11 protein-coding genes are annotated in these 16,103 nt (G+C 61.4%); 9 read left to right on the forward strand and 2 right to left on the reverse strand.

Annotated features, from left to right (window positions below; translation table 11 throughout):
- Positions 1-4 precede the first annotated feature (4 nt).
- A complete protein-coding gene (locus ACCO56_RS08160; RefSeq protein ID WP_433639410.1) occupies positions 5-5,431 on the reverse strand; it encodes a HAMP domain-containing protein in 5,427 nt (1,808 codons plus the stop codon).
- A 244-nt stretch (positions 5,432-5,675) separates the two neighbouring features.
- On the opposite strand from ACCO56_RS08160, the gene ACCO56_RS08165 reads away from it, so the two are divergent.
- From ACCO56_RS08165 to ACCO56_RS08195, 7 genes are all read left to right on the forward strand, one after another.
- Positions 5,676-6,065, forward strand: coding sequence for a DUF427 domain-containing protein (locus ACCO56_RS08165; RefSeq protein WP_433639413.1), 390 nt, complete (start codon positions 5,676-5,678; stop codon positions 6,063-6,065).
- A gap of 53 nt (positions 6,066-6,118) precedes the next feature.
- Positions 6,119-6,754: a DUF6766 family protein gene (locus ACCO56_RS08170; RefSeq protein WP_433639838.1), complete on the forward strand. Its 636-nt coding sequence runs from the start codon at positions 6,119-6,121 to the stop codon at positions 6,752-6,754.
- Positions 6,755-6,917: 163 nt separating this feature from the next.
- Entirely contained in the window at positions 6,918-7,874 is a 957-nt protein-coding gene (locus ACCO56_RS08175; RefSeq protein WP_433639416.1) for a cytochrome c oxidase subunit II, read from the forward strand.
- The gene (gene ctaD / locus ACCO56_RS08180) at positions 7,871-10,381 is read left to right on the forward strand and encodes a cytochrome c oxidase subunit I (protein ID WP_433639418.1); all 2,511 of its coding nucleotides are present in this window, start codon (positions 7,871-7,873) and stop codon (positions 10,379-10,381) included. The genes ACCO56_RS08175 and ctaD overlap by 4 nt, the downstream gene beginning before the upstream one ends.
- Positions 10,382-10,388: 7 nt before the next feature.
- The gene (locus ACCO56_RS08185; RefSeq protein WP_433639420.1) at positions 10,389-10,769 is read left to right on the forward strand and encodes a hypothetical protein; all 381 of its coding nucleotides are present in this window, start codon (positions 10,389-10,391) and stop codon (positions 10,767-10,769) included.
- Complete coding sequence (locus ACCO56_RS08190) at positions 10,766-11,404, forward strand: cytochrome c oxidase assembly protein (RefSeq protein ID WP_433639422.1); 639 nt, start codon at positions 10,766-10,768, stop codon at positions 11,402-11,404. Before ACCO56_RS08185 ends, ACCO56_RS08190 begins: the two co-directional genes overlap by 4 nt.
- A 5-nt stretch (positions 11,405-11,409) precedes the next feature.
- The gene (locus ACCO56_RS08195) at positions 11,410-12,489 is read left to right on the forward strand and encodes a c-type cytochrome (protein ID WP_433639425.1); all 1,080 of its coding nucleotides are present in this window, start codon (positions 11,410-11,412) and stop codon (positions 12,487-12,489) included.
- An 11-nt stretch (positions 12,490-12,500) separates the two neighbouring features.
- On the opposite strand, the gene ACCO56_RS08200 is transcribed toward ACCO56_RS08195, so the two are convergent.
- Entirely contained in the window at positions 12,501-13,130 is a 630-nt protein-coding gene (locus ACCO56_RS08200; protein WP_433639428.1) for a helix-turn-helix domain-containing protein, read from the reverse strand.
- A gap of 112 nt (positions 13,131-13,242) precedes the next feature.
- Here ACCO56_RS08200 and ACCO56_RS08205 point away from each other — a divergent pair, with 112 nt between their 5' ends.
- Positions 13,243-14,406: an NAD(P)/FAD-dependent oxidoreductase gene (locus ACCO56_RS08205; protein ID WP_433639431.1), complete on the forward strand. Its 1,164-nt coding sequence runs from the start codon at positions 13,243-13,245 to the stop codon at positions 14,404-14,406.
- Between the two features lie 96 nt (positions 14,407-14,502).
- Positions 14,503-16,098: an ABC transporter substrate-binding protein gene (locus ACCO56_RS08210; RefSeq protein ID WP_433639433.1), complete on the forward strand. Its 1,596-nt coding sequence runs from the start codon at positions 14,503-14,505 to the stop codon at positions 16,096-16,098.
- Positions 16,099-16,103: the final 5 nt, after the last annotated feature.

The following is a 16,103-nucleotide window of genomic DNA, read 5'->3' on the forward strand; positions in this document are numbered from 1 at the left end:
CGGATCAGGCGGGGATGGTTTCAGACGAGTAGGTGTCACGAGACCGAGATCGCCCGACCCAGACGCGGAGCAAAGCGAGCAGCAGATCGATGTCGACAGGCTTGGCGATGTAGTCGGAGGCTCCAGCCTCCAGACATTTCTGCCGGTCGCCCTTCATGGCCTTGGCCGTCACCGAGATAAGAGGTATCTCCGCCATGGTTGGTCTGGAGCGGATTTCCTGCATCGTCTCGTACCCGTCCATTTCGGGCATCATGATGTCGATCAAGGCCACATCGATGTCGGGCGTCTGCTCCAGAAGCGAAATACCTTCTGCCCCGCGCTCGGCATGCAACACGGTTATGCCGTAGGTCTCGAGCACGCTCGTCAGCGAATAGATGTTGCGAATGTCGTCATCGATGATCAGCACCTTGGCGCCCGCGAGCTCGGCGTTGTCGCTTCCGCGCTCCTTTCTGGCTTCACCACCATTGCCTGGCAGCACAGCCGAAATCAGAACCGAGAGCTGGGAGAAATTCTCCGCTCTAGGGACCCCGAGCAGGGAGGGGTTCAAGGCAAGTGCCTGCTCCAGTGCATCGGGGTACGGAGCGAAGAATACGAGCCCTTCGGTGTTGCTCGCGAGATGTGCCAGTATATCGTCCAGTGTTTGGGCATTTTCCCTGGCGGAGCGACCAAAGCCCAATATGACAGCGTCGTAGGCAGGGAATTCCGTATCATCGGAATTAGCGGCGACATGCGCAAGCGCTGTTACGGCCGTGATCCCATCGCGGATCGCATCGACGAGGGCGAGGCGTCGGTCTGGATCCGGATCCGCCACGAGTACGTTGCGCTGAACGCGAAGCTTGCTCTGGTGAATTTCTTCGAAAATACGGCCGAGATCCTCCGGCGAGACCGGTTTGGTGGCTACGCTCGAAGCACCTTTTCCGGCGAGCAAGGCGCTGTCTTCCGCGCCTGAAATGACATGGATAGGAATGTCCCTGGTCTTGGTATCGTGGCGGAGGAGATCGAAAAGCACCCGCCCATCGATGTCCGCCAGCCCGAGATCGAGGGTGATCGCGTCCGGCATGAGTTTGCGCGCCAAGGCGAGCGTGCCGGCGCCGGCGGTGGACAACACCCCTTTCAGCCCTGCGGCGCGCGCCAGTCCGAGCAGCAGACCGCCGAATGTCGCATCGTCTTCCACGATCAGCACCACGCGATCGCCCGAATCGATCGCATCGCGGTCATCGACGAACTCGGGCTGTGGGGCAACCTCGGCTGGAACGCGTACGTCGACCGTCGCTGCCGGTGAAATCTGCGAAGCAGCCGTCTTGGCTGGTCCGTCGAATGGAATGATCAGGGTGAAAGTCGACCCTTTTCCTGGAGCGCTTTCCACCTGCAGCTCGCCGCCAAGCAGACGGGCGATCTCCCGGCTGATCGAGAGCCCCAGGCCCGTACCTCCGTATTTGCGGCTGGTCGTTCCGTCCGCTTGCTGGAACGCTTCGAAGATCAGCTTCTGCTTATCTTCCGGAATACCGATTCCGGTATCGGTGACGGCGATTGCCAGCGCCCTCTTCGGGGCTGCGGAGCCATTACCGGAACGGCCGCTTTTCCGTACGCTGAAACTCAGAACGACATCTCCTTCAGAAGTGAATTTGAACGCATTGGCGAGGAGGTTCAGGACGATCTGCTGCAGCCGCTTCTCGTCGGTACGTATCGTCTCGGGGAGCGCGGGATCGACCTCGACGGTGAAGCCGAGCCCCTTGTCAGTGGCGAGTTGGCGAAAGGTTCGCTCCATATGCTGCCGCAGGTGGGCCAGGGGCACGTCATTGATGTCGACCGAAACGGTGCCGGATTCGATTTTCGACAAATCCAGTATGTCATTGATCAGCCCGAGCAAGTCGGTGCCGGCCGAATTGATGGTCCTGGCGAATTCCACCTGTTTTTCATTGAGATTGCCCTGCTGATTGTTGGCGAGCAGATTTGACAGGATAAGCAAGGAATTGAGCGGCGTGCGCAATTCATGGCTCATATTGGCGAGGAATTCCGATTTGTATTTCGAGGTCAGGGCAAGTTGCTCAGCCTTTTCCTCGAGTGCGCGCCGCGCCATTTCGATCTCCAGGTTCTTGTTCTCGACCTGCTTTTTCTCGTTTTCGAGGAGCTGCGCCTTCTCCTGCAGTTCGTCGTTGGTGGCGTGCAATTCCTCCTGCTTCTTCGTCAGTTCGCTTTGTCGCGCCTGGAGTTCGGCCGTAAGCAATTGCGACTGGGTCAGCAGCCCCTCGGTCCGCATCGTTGCGGCGATGGTATTGAGCACGATGCCGACCGATTCCATGAGTTGGATCAGGAAGGACTGATGAGTGTCGTTGAATTCGCGGAAGGATGCCAACTCTATGACGGCCTTTACCTCGTCCTCGAAGAGCGCAGGCAGGATGATGATATTGGCTGGTGTCGCGTCGCCTAGTCCGGACGTGATGCGCAGGAAGTCGGACGGCACGTTGTCGAGCAAGATCATCCGCTTGTCGGCGGCGCATTGGCCGACCAGGCCTTCATGCAGATCGAGCCTTTGCCGGATCGATTTCTTGCTTTCCGCCCCGTAGGACGCGGCCAGTTCGAGATAGGTCTCGCTCTCAAAGCGGTTGGCAACGTAGAAGACGCCGTATTGCGCGTTAACGAGCGGAGCCAGCTCCGACATGATGAGGCGCGATACCGTGGTCAAGTCGCGCTCGCCCTGCAACATGCGGGAAAAACGAGCAAGGTTCGTCTTCAACCAGTCCTGCTCGGCATTCTTGAGGGTCTGATCCTTGAGGTTGCGGATCATCTCGTTGATGTTGTCCTTGAGAGCCGCAACCTCGCCCGAAGCCTCCACGCTGATCGAGCGCGTCAGATCGCCCTTCGTCACGGCGGTGGACACCTCGGCGATTGCGCGCACTTGCGTCGTCAGGTTGGCAGCGAGCTGGTTCACGTTATCGGTGAGGTCACGCCACAGGCCGGCGGCGCCGGGTACGCGCGCCTGCCCGCCGAGCTTGCCCTCGATACCCACTTCGCGCGCTACGTTCGTCACCTGATCCGCGAAAATGGCGAGCGTGTCGATCATGCCGTTGATGGTATCGGCGAGCGAGGCGATTTCACCCTTCGCATCGACCGTCAGTTTGCGCCTGAGATTGCCTTGGGCAACCGCCGTGACCACCTCGGCGATACCCCGCACCTGGTTGGTGAGATTGGTGGCCATGAGATTGACATTGTCGGTCAGGTCCTTCCATGTTCCCGCAACGCCCCCCACACGTGCCTGTCCGCCGAGCTTGCCTTCGGTGCCTACCTCACGCGCCACGCGAGTGACTTCGCCTGCAAAGGAATTCAACTGGTCGACCATGGTGTTGATGGTCGATTTCAGTTCCAGGATCTCACCCTTCACGTCGACGGTAATCTTCTTGGACAGGTCGCCCCGCGCCACCGCCGTCGTGACTTCAGCAATATTCCGCACTTGGCCGGTCAGGTTATCGGCCATGAGATTGACATTGTCCGTCAGGTCCTTCCAGGTGCCGGCAACGCCCCGAACCTGGGCCTGCCCCCCGAGCTTTCCCTCGGTTCCGACCTCGCGTGCGACGCGCGTCACCTCGGAGGCGAAGGAATTCAACCGGTCGACCATCGTATTGATGGTGTCCTTCAGCTCCAGGATTTCGCCACGGACGTCTACCGTGATCTTCTTCGACAGATCGCCGGAAGCGACGGCCGTGGTGACCTCGGCGATGCCCCGGACCTGATTGGTGAGGTTGGTCGCCATGAAGTTGACATTGTCGGTAAGATCCTTCCAAGTGCCGGCCACGCCTTCCACATGCGCCTGTCCGCCGAGCTTGCCCTCGGATCCGACCTCGCGGGCAACGCGGGTGACTTCCGATGCAAAAGAGTTGAGCTGATCGACCATCGTGTTGACGGTGTCCTTCAGCTCCAGGATCTCCCCTTTGACATCGACGGTGATCTTTTTCGAAAGGTCGCCACGGGCAACGGCGGTGGTGACTTCGGCGATGTTGCGAACCTGGCCCGTCAGATTCGCAGCCATCAGGTTCACATTGTCCGTCAAGTCCTTCCAGGTGCCGGCGACACCTCGCACCTGCGCCTGACCGCCGAGCTTGCCCTCGGTTCCGACTTCGCGCGCCACGCGCGTCACCTCGGACGCGAAGGAGTTCAGTCGATCGACCATCGTGTTGATGGTGTCCTTCAGTTCCAGGATTTCACCCTGGACCGCGACGGTGATCTTCTTCGATAGATTGCCTGAAGCGACCGCAGTCGTGACCTCCGCGATGTTGCGTACCTGGGCCGTAAGGTTCTCGGCCATGAGATTGACGTTGTCGGTCAGGTTCTTCCAGGTGCCTCCGGCGCCCTCGACTCTCGCCTGGCCGCCGAGTTTTCCTTCGGTTCCGACCTCGCGCGCGACGCGTGTCACCTCGGACGCGAAGGAATTGAGCTGATCGACCATCGTATTGATGGTGTTCTTCAGTTCCAGGATCTCGCCTTTGACGTCGACGGTGATCTTCTTCGACAGATCACCGGAAGCCACTGCGGTCGTGACTTCGGCGATGTTTCGCACCTGGCCGGTGAGGTTCTCGGCCATGAGGTTGACGTTGTCGGTCAGGTCCTTCCAGGTTCCAGCGACACCTTTGACCCGCGCCTGACCGCCGAGCTTTCCTTCGGTCCCAACCTCGCGCGCGACACGTGTCACTTCGGAGGCGAATGAATTGAGCTGATCGACCATCGTATTGATGGTGTTCTTCAGTTCCAGGATCTCGCCTTTGACGTCGACGGTGATCTTCTTCGACAGATCACCGGACGCCACTGCAGTCGTGACTTCGGCGATGTTTCGCACCTGGCCGGTTAGGTTCTCGGCCATGAGGTTGACGTTGTCTGTCAGGTCTTTCCAGGTGCCGGCGACACCCCTGACGCGCGCCTGCCCGCCAAGTTTTCCCTCGGTTCCGACCTCGCGCGCGACGCGTGTCACTTCGGAGGCGAAAGAGGCGAGCTGGCCGACCATTGTGTTGACCACCTTGCCGATGCGCAGGAACTCACCGCGCAGCGGCCGGCCGTCGATCTCGACCATCATCGTCTGGGAAAGGTCGCCTTTCGCCACGGCGCCGATGACGCGCGCGACCTCCGCCGTAGGCTGAACCATGTCCTCGATGAGATCATTGACGGAGCGAACAGAGGATTCCCAGCGGCCAGTGGCATTGCGCACGCGGCCACGCTCGCCGATCCTCCCGTCCTTGCCGACGACGCGGCTCAGCCGCTCGAACTCTCGCGCGAGCTGGTCGTTGATCTCGACGATTTCGTTGAAGGTGTCGGCGATCTCCGAGTCGATGCCCTCATAGCCGTTGGTGATGCGAACAGAGAAGTCGCCGCGCCTGAAGGCCCGCAGTGCGTTCAGGATCTGGCGCCGGGCTAGCTGGTCGCGCACGGGCTCGATGTTCATGGCACCACCCTCGCAGCAGGTGGTGCAACCTCGGCGGTTTGCTCGGAAGCCATGGACGCCACCCCCTCCATGTGACAGTCCCCATCCCTGGAGAACGCAAAAAAGCAACGTACAGAACGCGCGAGGAACGTTCTGGTTCCAGCGAGCCAGGCCAGTGGGAAGGATCGCCTCTCATGGTCTGTGAGGAACCGAACGAGCGTGTGCACGTTCAAAGTTGGATCCGCTTCAAATGGGAGATTTCGACATGCACGAGCCTCTGAGGGATTCCCGCCGGGAGATGTCGATCGAGCCATTCGAAGGAACGGTGACAGTCACTTTTTCGGACGCCATCGTCGCCTCGACCAAGAAGGCCAAGCTGTTGCGCGAGGATGGATACAAACCTGTCTTCTACATTCCATTCGAGGACATCTATTTCGAGTTTTTGCAGAAGACGAACACGTCGAGCCACTGCCCCCTGAAGGGCACCGCGAGTTATTGGCGCGTGAGTGCGGTCGGAGAGGCCGCGGAGGATTTCATGTGGGCCTACGAGACACCCGACCCACCCGCGAAGGAGATCGCTGGTTATGGCGCGTTCGACGACAAGCTGGCCGGGATCGAGGCGGTTTCTGCGGACGGCAGACCGTGGCGTGAGTAATGACGGTCGGTACCCCGCAAGCCAATACGAGGTCGAAGCCTGCGTCACGTCTCATGCGATGGCTGCGGGACAACGGCCTGACCATTGTCCTGACTGCCGCCTTCGCCTTCAGCATCGGGGCGATGGCCCTGACGGGCTGGGACGCCCACAACCAGGAACTGTCGCGACATGGCAGCTCCGAGATCGGCCTGCTGGCCTATCTCGGACGCGGCGAGTTCCTGTCGGCCGTCTTCGAGAATTGGGAGAGCGAGTTCCTGCAGATGGCCGCCTACGTCATGCTCACGGCCTTTCTCTTCCAGCGCGGCTCCGCGGAATCGCGTGATCCCGATGAGGAAAACGAGGTTTTGCCTCTTCCGTCCTTGAAGCGGTCGCCGGGCAGGGCGATCGCCCGCTTCATCTACGCCTATTCGCTTGGCATCGTGCTTGCACTGCTGTTCGTCGCCTCCTTTGCCCTGCATCTCCTTGCCAGCCTGAGAGCCGCCAACGAGCAGGCCTCTCTGCACGGCGGGGAAACCCAGGGATTGGCTTCGTATCTGTGGGACACTGGCTTCTGGTTCGAGTCGTTTCAGAATTGGCAATCGGAGTTCCTGTCGACAGCCGTGCTCGTCGTCCTCTCCATCTTCCTCCGTTTCCGCGGCTCACCGGAATCGAAGCGGGTCGAGGCATCCCATTCCGAGACCGGGACGTAACGAGAGGCAGTGGGGGAACTTTTGGAGCGCTTTTCCGGTTCATGATCGAAGCCTCCGCGTTTGCTTGCGGACGAAGTCGAAGGAGGGAACCGGCATCGCAGTGCCGCCACGACCATCATCTCCAAGCTTAAGGGCAAAGGCACGGTTCGCACGACAGTGCGTCATGCTTTCCTGTCTGGCGCCAACCGGCTGCTCCGGCGTGCAATCGGCACTTGACCCGGCGGGCGAAGAGGCCCGGCAGATACTGGGCATTTTCCAAGCGATGCTTGTTGGCGGAATGGCGATATGGCTGTGCGTCATCGTCCTTCTTCTCTATGCGATCCGACAGAACCGCAGACGTTTCGGCGAAGCAGCATCGAGCAGGCTGATCCTGTGGGCCGGCGGGATATTTCCCGCCGCGACACTTTTTCTGCTGCTCGCCTTCGGCCTATGGCAAATGCCCTCACTGCGCCCTGCGGCACAGGCGGCGACCGCCGACGGTCTTCGCATCGAGGTGACCGGCAGGCAGTTCTGGTGGAACGTCGTCTACCGCACACCCGATGGTTCACCGATCGTCTCGGCCAATGAGATCCGCCTTCCCGTCGGCGAGCGCGTGGAACTGCTCCTGAAGAGCGACGACGTCATCCACTCGTTCTGGATCCCCGCGCTTGCGGGAAAGGTCGACATGATTCCCGGCCGGACGAACCGGCTATCTCTTCTAGCCACCAAGCAGGGCGACTTCCGAGGACCGTGCGCCGAATATTGCGGGGAGTCCCATACGTTCATGGCTTTCTCTGCGATCGCCATGGAGCCCGCCGCTTTTCGGCAGTGGCTGGACGCTAAAGCGCGCCCCTCGGCAGGGATAGGGAGAGACGGTGAACGCCTGTTCATTCGGAACGGCTGCGGTGCCTGCCATCGCGTGGCCGGTTCCGCAGCCCAGGGGACCATCGGGCCGGACCTCTCTCATCTCGGCTCTCGCACAACTCTCGGCGCGGGCATCTTGCCGAACACCGAGGAAACGATCGCGCGTTTCATCGCCGACCCCGGCGCAATCAAGCCCGGTGCGAAGATGCCTGCCTTCAACATGTTGCCGCCCGAAGATATCGAGGCAATCGCTGCCTATTTGAAGGGCCTGCGATGACGGCGGCTGCGGATCCCCTTTCATTGGCCGAACGGCGGGCCCAGGAAGAACGGCTGCGGGCGGTTTGGGAAAATCCGGCAGGCTGGCGCTACTGGACGTCGGTCAACAATTATCAGGTCGGACTTTGGTACGCCTCGGCGGCATTCGGTTTCATGCTTTTCGCCGGCGTGTTGGGCCTGCTGATGCGCCTGCAGCTCGCGGTCCCGGACAACGGCTTCCTGTCGGCGAACGCCTACAACCAGGTCTTCACCCTGCATGGCACGGTGATGATGTTCCTGTTCGCGGTGCCGATCTTCGAGGCGGTGGCGATCTTTCTCTTGCCGCCGATGCTCGGTGCGCGGGAGCTGCCGTTTCCGCGACTGGGAGCTTTCGGCTTCTGGAGTTTCCTCCTGGGCGGCATCTTCGTGTGCGGTTCGATCTTCTTCGACGCGGCACCGTCGTCCGGCTGGTTCATGTATCCGCCCCTGGCGACCGGCGAAGAGGGAGTGGGTGCCGATATCTGGCTGCTCGGGCTTTCATTCATCGAAATCGCATCCATTGCGGCCGCCGTCGAACTGATCGTGGGCATCATGAAATGCCGGGCTCCCGGCATGCGCATCAATCTCATGCCACTTTTTGCCTGGTACCTCTTGATCGTGGCAGGAATGATCCTCTTTGCGTTCCCGCCTTTGATCGCCGGCGACATCCTGTTCGAAATGGAACGCATGTTCGACTGGCCGTTCTTCGACGCCACGCGCGGCGGCGACCCGCTTCTATGGCAGCACCTTTTCTGGATATTCGGTCATCCCGAGGTCTACATCATTTTCCTGCCGTCCATCGCTCTCATGGCGATGATCGTGCCTACCTTCGCGCAACGTCCGATCGTCGGCTACTCGTGGATCGTGCTCGCTGCGGTGGGTACGGGTTTCCTTTCCTTCGGCCTGTGGGTGCACCACATGTTCACCACAGGCCTGCCGCAGATCTCGCTCGCCTTCTTCTCAGCCGCGTCGGAAGCCGTCGCCATTCCGACGGGCGTCCAGATCTTCGTGTTCATCGCCACCATGCTGGCCGGCAGGGTGATCTTCTCCGTGCCGATGCTGTTCGGGGCGGGCGGCATCGCCATCTTCGTTATCGGTGGGCTCACCGGCGTGATGGTCGCTCTGGTGCCGTTCGACTGGCAGGCGCACGATACCTATTTCGTCGTCGCCCATCTCCATTACGTGCTTATCGGCGGGATGCTGTTTCCGGTGATCGCCGGCATCTACTATTATTATCCGCTGATCGATGCCCGAAACCTGTCGGACCGGCTCGGTCGTATCGCCTTCTGGCTGATGTTCGTCGGCTTCAACATCGCCTTTCTTCCGATGCACCTCACGGGCCTGCGCGGCATGCCGCGCCGCGTCTTCACTTATCCGGAGGATCTCGGCTGGGATTGGCTCAATCTCATGTCGACAATCGGCGCCTTCATCTTCGCCGCTGGCGTGCTGGTCGTCGTTGCCGACGTGCTGCGACCGAAACATCGACAGCAACGGGGCGAAGTGAACCCGTGGAATGCCGGCACGCTGGAATGGATCACGGAGCCGGAAGAGAATTGGGGCGTGCGATCCATTCCCGTGATCGAGAGCCGGTATCCGCTTTGGGACCAGGAGACACTGGCCCGGGACGTCAATGAGGGCCGCTTTTTTCTGCCGGACGCAGAGGAGGGGAGAAGGGAAGGGCTGGTCACTTCCGTCCTAGACGCGCGGCCGATCCAGGTGCAGCGGGTGGGAGGCACCTCCTATGTCACGATCGTCAGCGCGTTTTCCCTCGGCGCCGTCTTCGTCGCGCTCACCTTCCACTGGTGGATGCCGGCGCTGGCCTGCGGCGTCTTAGCGTTCGGCGCCATCCTTTACTGGCTCTGGACCGGAACGGCCGAGATTCCCGAAAAGCCGGAAAAGCATGTCGGACTTGGGCTGACATTGCCGCTCTATTCGTCTGGGCCCGCATCCGTGGGCTGGTGGGCGATGTTCATCACGATGGTAGGCGACGGAACGGCCTTTGCCAGCCTGGTGTTCGGTTATTTCTTCTACTGGACGATCCACTCGGATTTCACCAGAGGTCTCGATGGGCCGGGCGTGTTCTGGCCACTTGGCGCGCTTTTGCTGTTCGCGGTTTCCTGGAGCCTCATGATTGCGGCTCGGTTCTGCAACAGTCGCGGCGCGACGAACGTCATGCGGATTTGCCTGCTCGCCTCATTCGTCCTGACCTGTGCGGGATCGCTTGCCGGCTTTTGGGGGCCCTGGTCGCACGACATGGATCCAACTGCGCATATCTACCCCGCTATCGTCTGGATTCTGGTGATCTGGGTTCTCGCTCACGCCGCCCTGGGCGCTGTCATGCAGCTCTACTGCATGGCAAGAAGCTTGGCGGGCAGGCTGACCAAGGAGCATGACACGGATCTGCACAATGTCGTCCTTTACTGGCATTTCCTGCTGATCACAGCCGTTACGACTTTCGCCGTTATCGGCTTTTTCCCCTTGGCGCAGTGAGGTGACGATGCGGATTGTCCCAAGGGAAGTCGAGTCGCTCTGGACGCTCTTCACCGCCCCAGCCGTGTGGGCGGTCCATTTTCTCGTCTGCTATATCGGCGTCGCCGTCTACTGCGCAAAGCGCGATCTCGTGGCTGTCGACTTCCCGGCGGTTCGATTGGGCGTCGGCGCTGCCACTTTTGTCGCGCTGGCGCTTATCCTTTTTTCGGCATGGCTCGCCTGGCGGCAATGGGGTTTTGGAATGCACGACCCTCCGCACGACGAGCCAAACCGGCACGACCGCAGGCGCTTTCAGGGGTTCGCGACGTTGCTTCTCTGCGGGCTCAGTTTCATCGCCGTGGTCTATGTGGGGCTGGCGGCCGTGTTCGTTTCGGAGTGCGCGCGATGAAAGCGATAGCCGCGACATTCGGCGTTGTCCTGCTGTCGGTTTTCTGGGGTGGTCCCTTCCTAGACGACTGGCGGGAATCGTTTGCCGCCCACATGTCCGTCCATATGGGGGTGGTCGCCTTGGCCGCGCCACTTCTGGCGATCGGAATTTCCGGGACGCGTTGGGATCCGACAACGCGGCGGCAGTGGATTTCGCCTATCCCGGTATCACTTCTCGAACTGGTCGTCGTCTGGACCTGGCATGCTCCCGCGATGCGGGCGATGGCAGAGAATTCGATCGCCGCTACGGTTCTGGAGCAGGCGATGTTCCTGTCGGCTGGACTGCTGCTGTGGCTTTCCTGTCTCGGCCGTGGTGAAACGGACACCTCGTCGCGAGGTGCAGCCGGCGTGATCGCGTTGCTGTTTACCTCGATGCATATGACGTTGCTTGGCGTGCTGCTCGCCCTGGCGCCGCGTCCTCTCTATGGCGTGACCGAGGTCACCTGCTTCGGCACGACGTTGCCGGCACAGGGCGATCAGCAATTGGGAGGCGTCATCATGCTGATGGTCGGCGCCGCGGCCTATCTTGTTGGCGGCCTTGCGCTGGCAGGGCGCTTGCTGGCGGTTGCTCCCGGCGCGAAAGGAGCATCGCGGTGATACGCGTGAACTGGAAACACGTGGCGCTCGTGCTCGCTGTCCTGCCCTTCGTGGCGATCCTCGTTGCCTGGATCGGCTTCTTCAATGTCGGGGCATCGAGCGGGCATTGGAAGATCACCAATTGGTTCCTGCATTTCGCCATGCGCTCGGCCGTTCGCACCTATGCACTCGCCGTTGACGTGCCTGCCGAACTACCGCGGCATGCGATCCAGCCGGCGGCCGGCCATTTCGCGCGCGGCTGCGCCATTTGCCATGGGGCACCGGGCGAGCCGCGCTCGCCCGCCGTGATGCGCATGCTGCCTCAGCCGCCGGACCTCTCTTTCAGTGTCGGCGAATGGACAGACGCGCAGCTTTTCCGGATCGTCAAACATGGCATACGTTTCACCGGCATGCCGGCATGGCCGACGCTGGACCGCGACGATGAGGTCTGGGCCATGGTGGCTTTTCTTCGGGAACTGCCGTCGTTGGATGCGGTCGCCTATCGCGAACTCGCTTACGGAAGCGGGCGCCTCGTGGACGACGCGCTTTCGTCCCGGTTCGAGCGGGCGCTCGACAGTTGCATCCGGTGCCATGGCCGGGACGGCCTAGGCCGCAGCCCGGTGACGCCGATCCTGGCTGGCCAGAACGAAGCCTACCTGTTGGGGAGTCTGGGCGCGTACCAGCAGCACCAGCGTGCCAGCGGGTTCATGACCCTTGCGGTCACGGGCGTGGAGCCGGAAGACTTGCCTGAGTTGGCCCGCTATTTCGCCAATCTCCCAGCCCCCGCCGCGCCGGCGAAGACGGCGCAACCCGATCTGGCGGCGAGGGGGGAGGCCATTGCGCGGAAGGGGCGCGCGGCAGACAGGATACCAGCATGTTTGAGCTGCCACGAAAGCGCTCGCAACCCGGCCTATCCGCGTCTTGATGGGCTGGATTCCGCCTATATCGGAACACAGCTTCGGCTGTTCCGGGAAGGGCGGCGCGGCGGCACGCGATACGCTCACCTCATGGAAGTCGTGGCCAAAGGTCTCGACGATCGGGACATCGAAGCGCTTGCCGCCTATTTCGCCTCGCGGGGGCCGCCAGCCGCCGGCGAAACGGAATGATCGCGCGTCGTTCAGGTCTCCCCAAGCAATCGGTTTTCGGCCCCTGCGCCATTGGTGCACACGACGAGAATGCGCGCCGGTTCAGCACCGGACGACGCATAGAGATGACCTCTCGTCGAGTCGAGATACATGCTGTCTCCGGATTCCATGACGAAGGGCACCTTGTCCTGGAGATAGACCGTGACGCGGCCGGAAAGCACGAAAACGAACTCTTCCCCGGCATGGCTGATGAAGCGGTCGAAATTCATCGTCTCGAACGGCTTCAGATTGCCGACCATCGGCGTCATCGACTTTCCCCAGACGTCGGGGAACAGCATCTCGTAAAGGTAGGTGTCGGTCTCATGCAGACGATGCTCGCCCGATTTGGCAACGGCAACCTCGCCAGCTTTGAAACGCTCCCCGTCTTCGGAAAAGAGTTCGGCAATGTCCACGCCCAGACCTGTCGCCAGTTCGCTGAACCGGTCATAGGTCAGCGCCATCAAACCGCGCTCGACCTTCGATACGGTCGATACGGCGAGGCCCGACCGATCCGCGACATGCTGGAGCGTCATGCCGCGATCGAGCCGAAGCTGGCGCAGTCTCTCCCCCATGCGTGTCCGGCGGTCGGCGGAAGAGGCGGCTGTGGGTGCACGTATATCCATGGAGCAAATCTACGCGCGGCACTTTGCGTCGTCCATGTTTTCGTATCGGAAAAAGGAGTTTTCTTATCGGAAAACACTTGGTAGGATTCCGACAATAGTGACGGAGGGGCGAATGGCCGGCGTTTTCGAGCAATCTGGTTCCGCGCGAAACGGGGGCCTCAAGGTCATCGTCGTGGGTGGCGGCATCGCGGGGCTTTCGATCGCGGCGGCGCTTGGCGAGACGGCCTCCGTCACCTTGCTGGAACGAGAGGGGCACCTCGGCTACCATACGAGCGGGCGCTCGGCGGCGCTCTTTTCGGAAACCTACGGCAACGAGTTGGTGCGTGCGCTTTCGGTGGCGAGCCGTCCGGCCTTTGTCGAAGGCGGTTTCTTCGAGCACAAGCGCGGGGCTCTGCACTTCGGTGCGCCAGGGGATGACACCGGAATCGATGCGCTCGCTTCGGCGCAACAGCAGCTTGTCCCGAGCGTTCGCCGCCTGACAGCCGAGCAGGTGGAGGAGTTGGTTCCGGTGATCGCGCGTGTCACTACGTGCGGCGGCGTCTTCGAACCGGACGCGATGGACATCGACACCGGCAAGATGCTTCAGGCAGCGGCCGCCGCCACCAAGGCCGCCGGCGGCCGCATCGTCACGGGCGCGGAGGTGCTCGAGATCTCGCGCCATGCAGGGGGGCTGCGTGTCGAAACCAATGCCGGAACCTTTGAAACCGATATTGTCGTCAATGCGTCCGGCGCCTGGGCGGATGTGGTCGCCGCGCGAGCAGGCCTGTCGCCGCTAGGCTTGTCGCCCAAGCGCCGCACGGCATTCCTTTTCGACGCGCCGGCGGGAATGGACATACGGTCGTGGCCACTCGTCGTCGATCTGCGTGAAAGCTTCTATTTCAAGCCGGACGCCGGGCGGCTGATCGGGTCGCTTGCCGACGAGACGGATTCGCCACCCTGCGACGCCTATCCGGAGGATCTGGACGTCGCCATCGCTGTCGACCGCATAGAACAGTCAACGGCGTTGCGGATCGGCCGACCCTCTACACCTTGGGCCGGTTTGCGCACCTTTTCTCCGGACCGTTCTCCCGTGGCCGGATTCGATCCGCGTCTGCCGGGCTTCTTCTGGCTCGCCGGGCAGGGTGGTTACGGCTTCCAGGTTTCGCTCGCGCTCTCGCGCTTCTCGGCGGCGCTGCTGAGCGGGGTCTCTATCCCCCAGGACATGGTCGATCTAGGCGTTACCGCGGGCATGCTTTCGCCCGACCGTTTCCTCGCGCCTTCCAAGTATCAGCCGTGAACAAAGGGCTCGATTTCTTCGAGTCGTCCGAATTTTCGTTTTTACAAACCATTGTCTCGAGGATGCGAGACCACGCAGCATGAGGGAGGACTTGTGATGAAAACAGGCAGCATTCTCCGAACGGCGCTTGTCGCCTCGTCGATATTCTGGGCAGGATCGGCCTACGCGAAGACGCTGGTCTATTGCTCGGAAGCCAGCCCCGAGACATTCAATCCGATGATCGGCACGTCGGATTCGACGATGGATGCGGCTGCCAAAACCATTTTCAATCGCCTGGTCGAGTTCAAGCCCGGTACCACCGAGGTCGGGCCGGCGCTGGCCGAAAGCTGGGACGTTTCCGAGGACGGCAAGGTCTATACCTTCCACCTGCGCCGGGGCGTGAAATTCCATTCCAACCAGCATTTCACACCGACGCGTGACTTCAACGCCGATGACGTGCTCTACACCTTCGATCGACAGCGCAATGCCGAGAGTCCGTACCATAAGCTGTCGGGCGGTGCTTACGAGTACTTCAACGCTCTGGGGCTGAACTCGCTGATCGATCGCATCGAGAAGGTCGACGACTACACCGTGCGCTTCAGTTTGAAGGCGGCGAACGTCACCTTCCTCTCCGGGATCGCGCTCGACTATCTGTCGATCCTGTCGCTCGAGCAGACCGAGAAGATGGTCGAGGCCGGTACCCCGGAACTCATCGATCAGGCGCCTGTAGGGACGGGGCCCTTCATGCTTCAGGCTTATGCGCTGGACAGCCAGATACGTTACGTCGCCAACAAGGATTATTGGGCCGGAGCTCCGAAGATCGACACGCTCGTCTTCGCGATCACGCCCGAGCCGACCGTGCGCGTCACGAGGCTCCTTGCGGGTGAATGCCACGTAGCGGCTCCGCCGCCGCCGAGCGCCATCGCCGAGCTTAAAGCCGATCCCAATGTGAGCGTGCTGACCCTCGAAGGCCAGAATATCGGCGTGCTCGGCTTCAACGTCCAGCACGATCAGTTGAAGGATGCGCGGGTGCGCATGGCTCTCGCCAAGGCGGTCAATCGCGAGGCGATCCTCGCTTCCGTCTATCAGGGAGCCGGGACAGTCGCCGGCAGCGTCATCCCACCGGCCCAGTTGGGAGCGGAGAAGGACGCCGGCATCTCCTACGATCCGGAAGCCGCCAAAGCCCTGCTGAAGGAAGCCGGTCTCGAGACAGGGCTTTCGATCAATCTTTGGGCCATGCCGGTGTCGCGCCCGTACAATCCGAACGCCCGACGCATGGCGGAGCTGATCCAGGCGGATTGGGCAGCTGTCGGTGTCCAATCGCAGATCGTCACCTTCGAATGGGGCGAGTATCTGAGCAGGACGGCCAAGGGCGAACACGACGCCTATCTGCTCGGCGGCAGCAGCGACAATGGCGATCCCGATAACATGTTGAGTTACATGCTGAGCTGCGACGGCGTGGAGGGAGGATCGAACCGGTCACGCTGGTGCGATGAGACGTTCGAGAAACTTCTCGGGGAAGGGCGTGTGACGAGCGATCCCGCAAAGCGGGCCGAAATCTATAGAGAGGCGCAAGCGATCCTGAAAACGCAGGTTCCGCTTTTGCCGATCGCCCATTCCCTCGTTGCGATCCCGGTGCGCAAGAACGTGCTCAATTACGTGCTCGATGCTTTCGGCCGGCAGAATTTCGCAGCCGTCGACCTCGCGGAATAGCCGAG

Source organism: Mesorhizobium sp. 1B3 (assembly GCF_050958605.1).
Taxonomy (GTDB): domain Bacteria; phylum Pseudomonadota; class Alphaproteobacteria; order Rhizobiales; family Rhizobiaceae.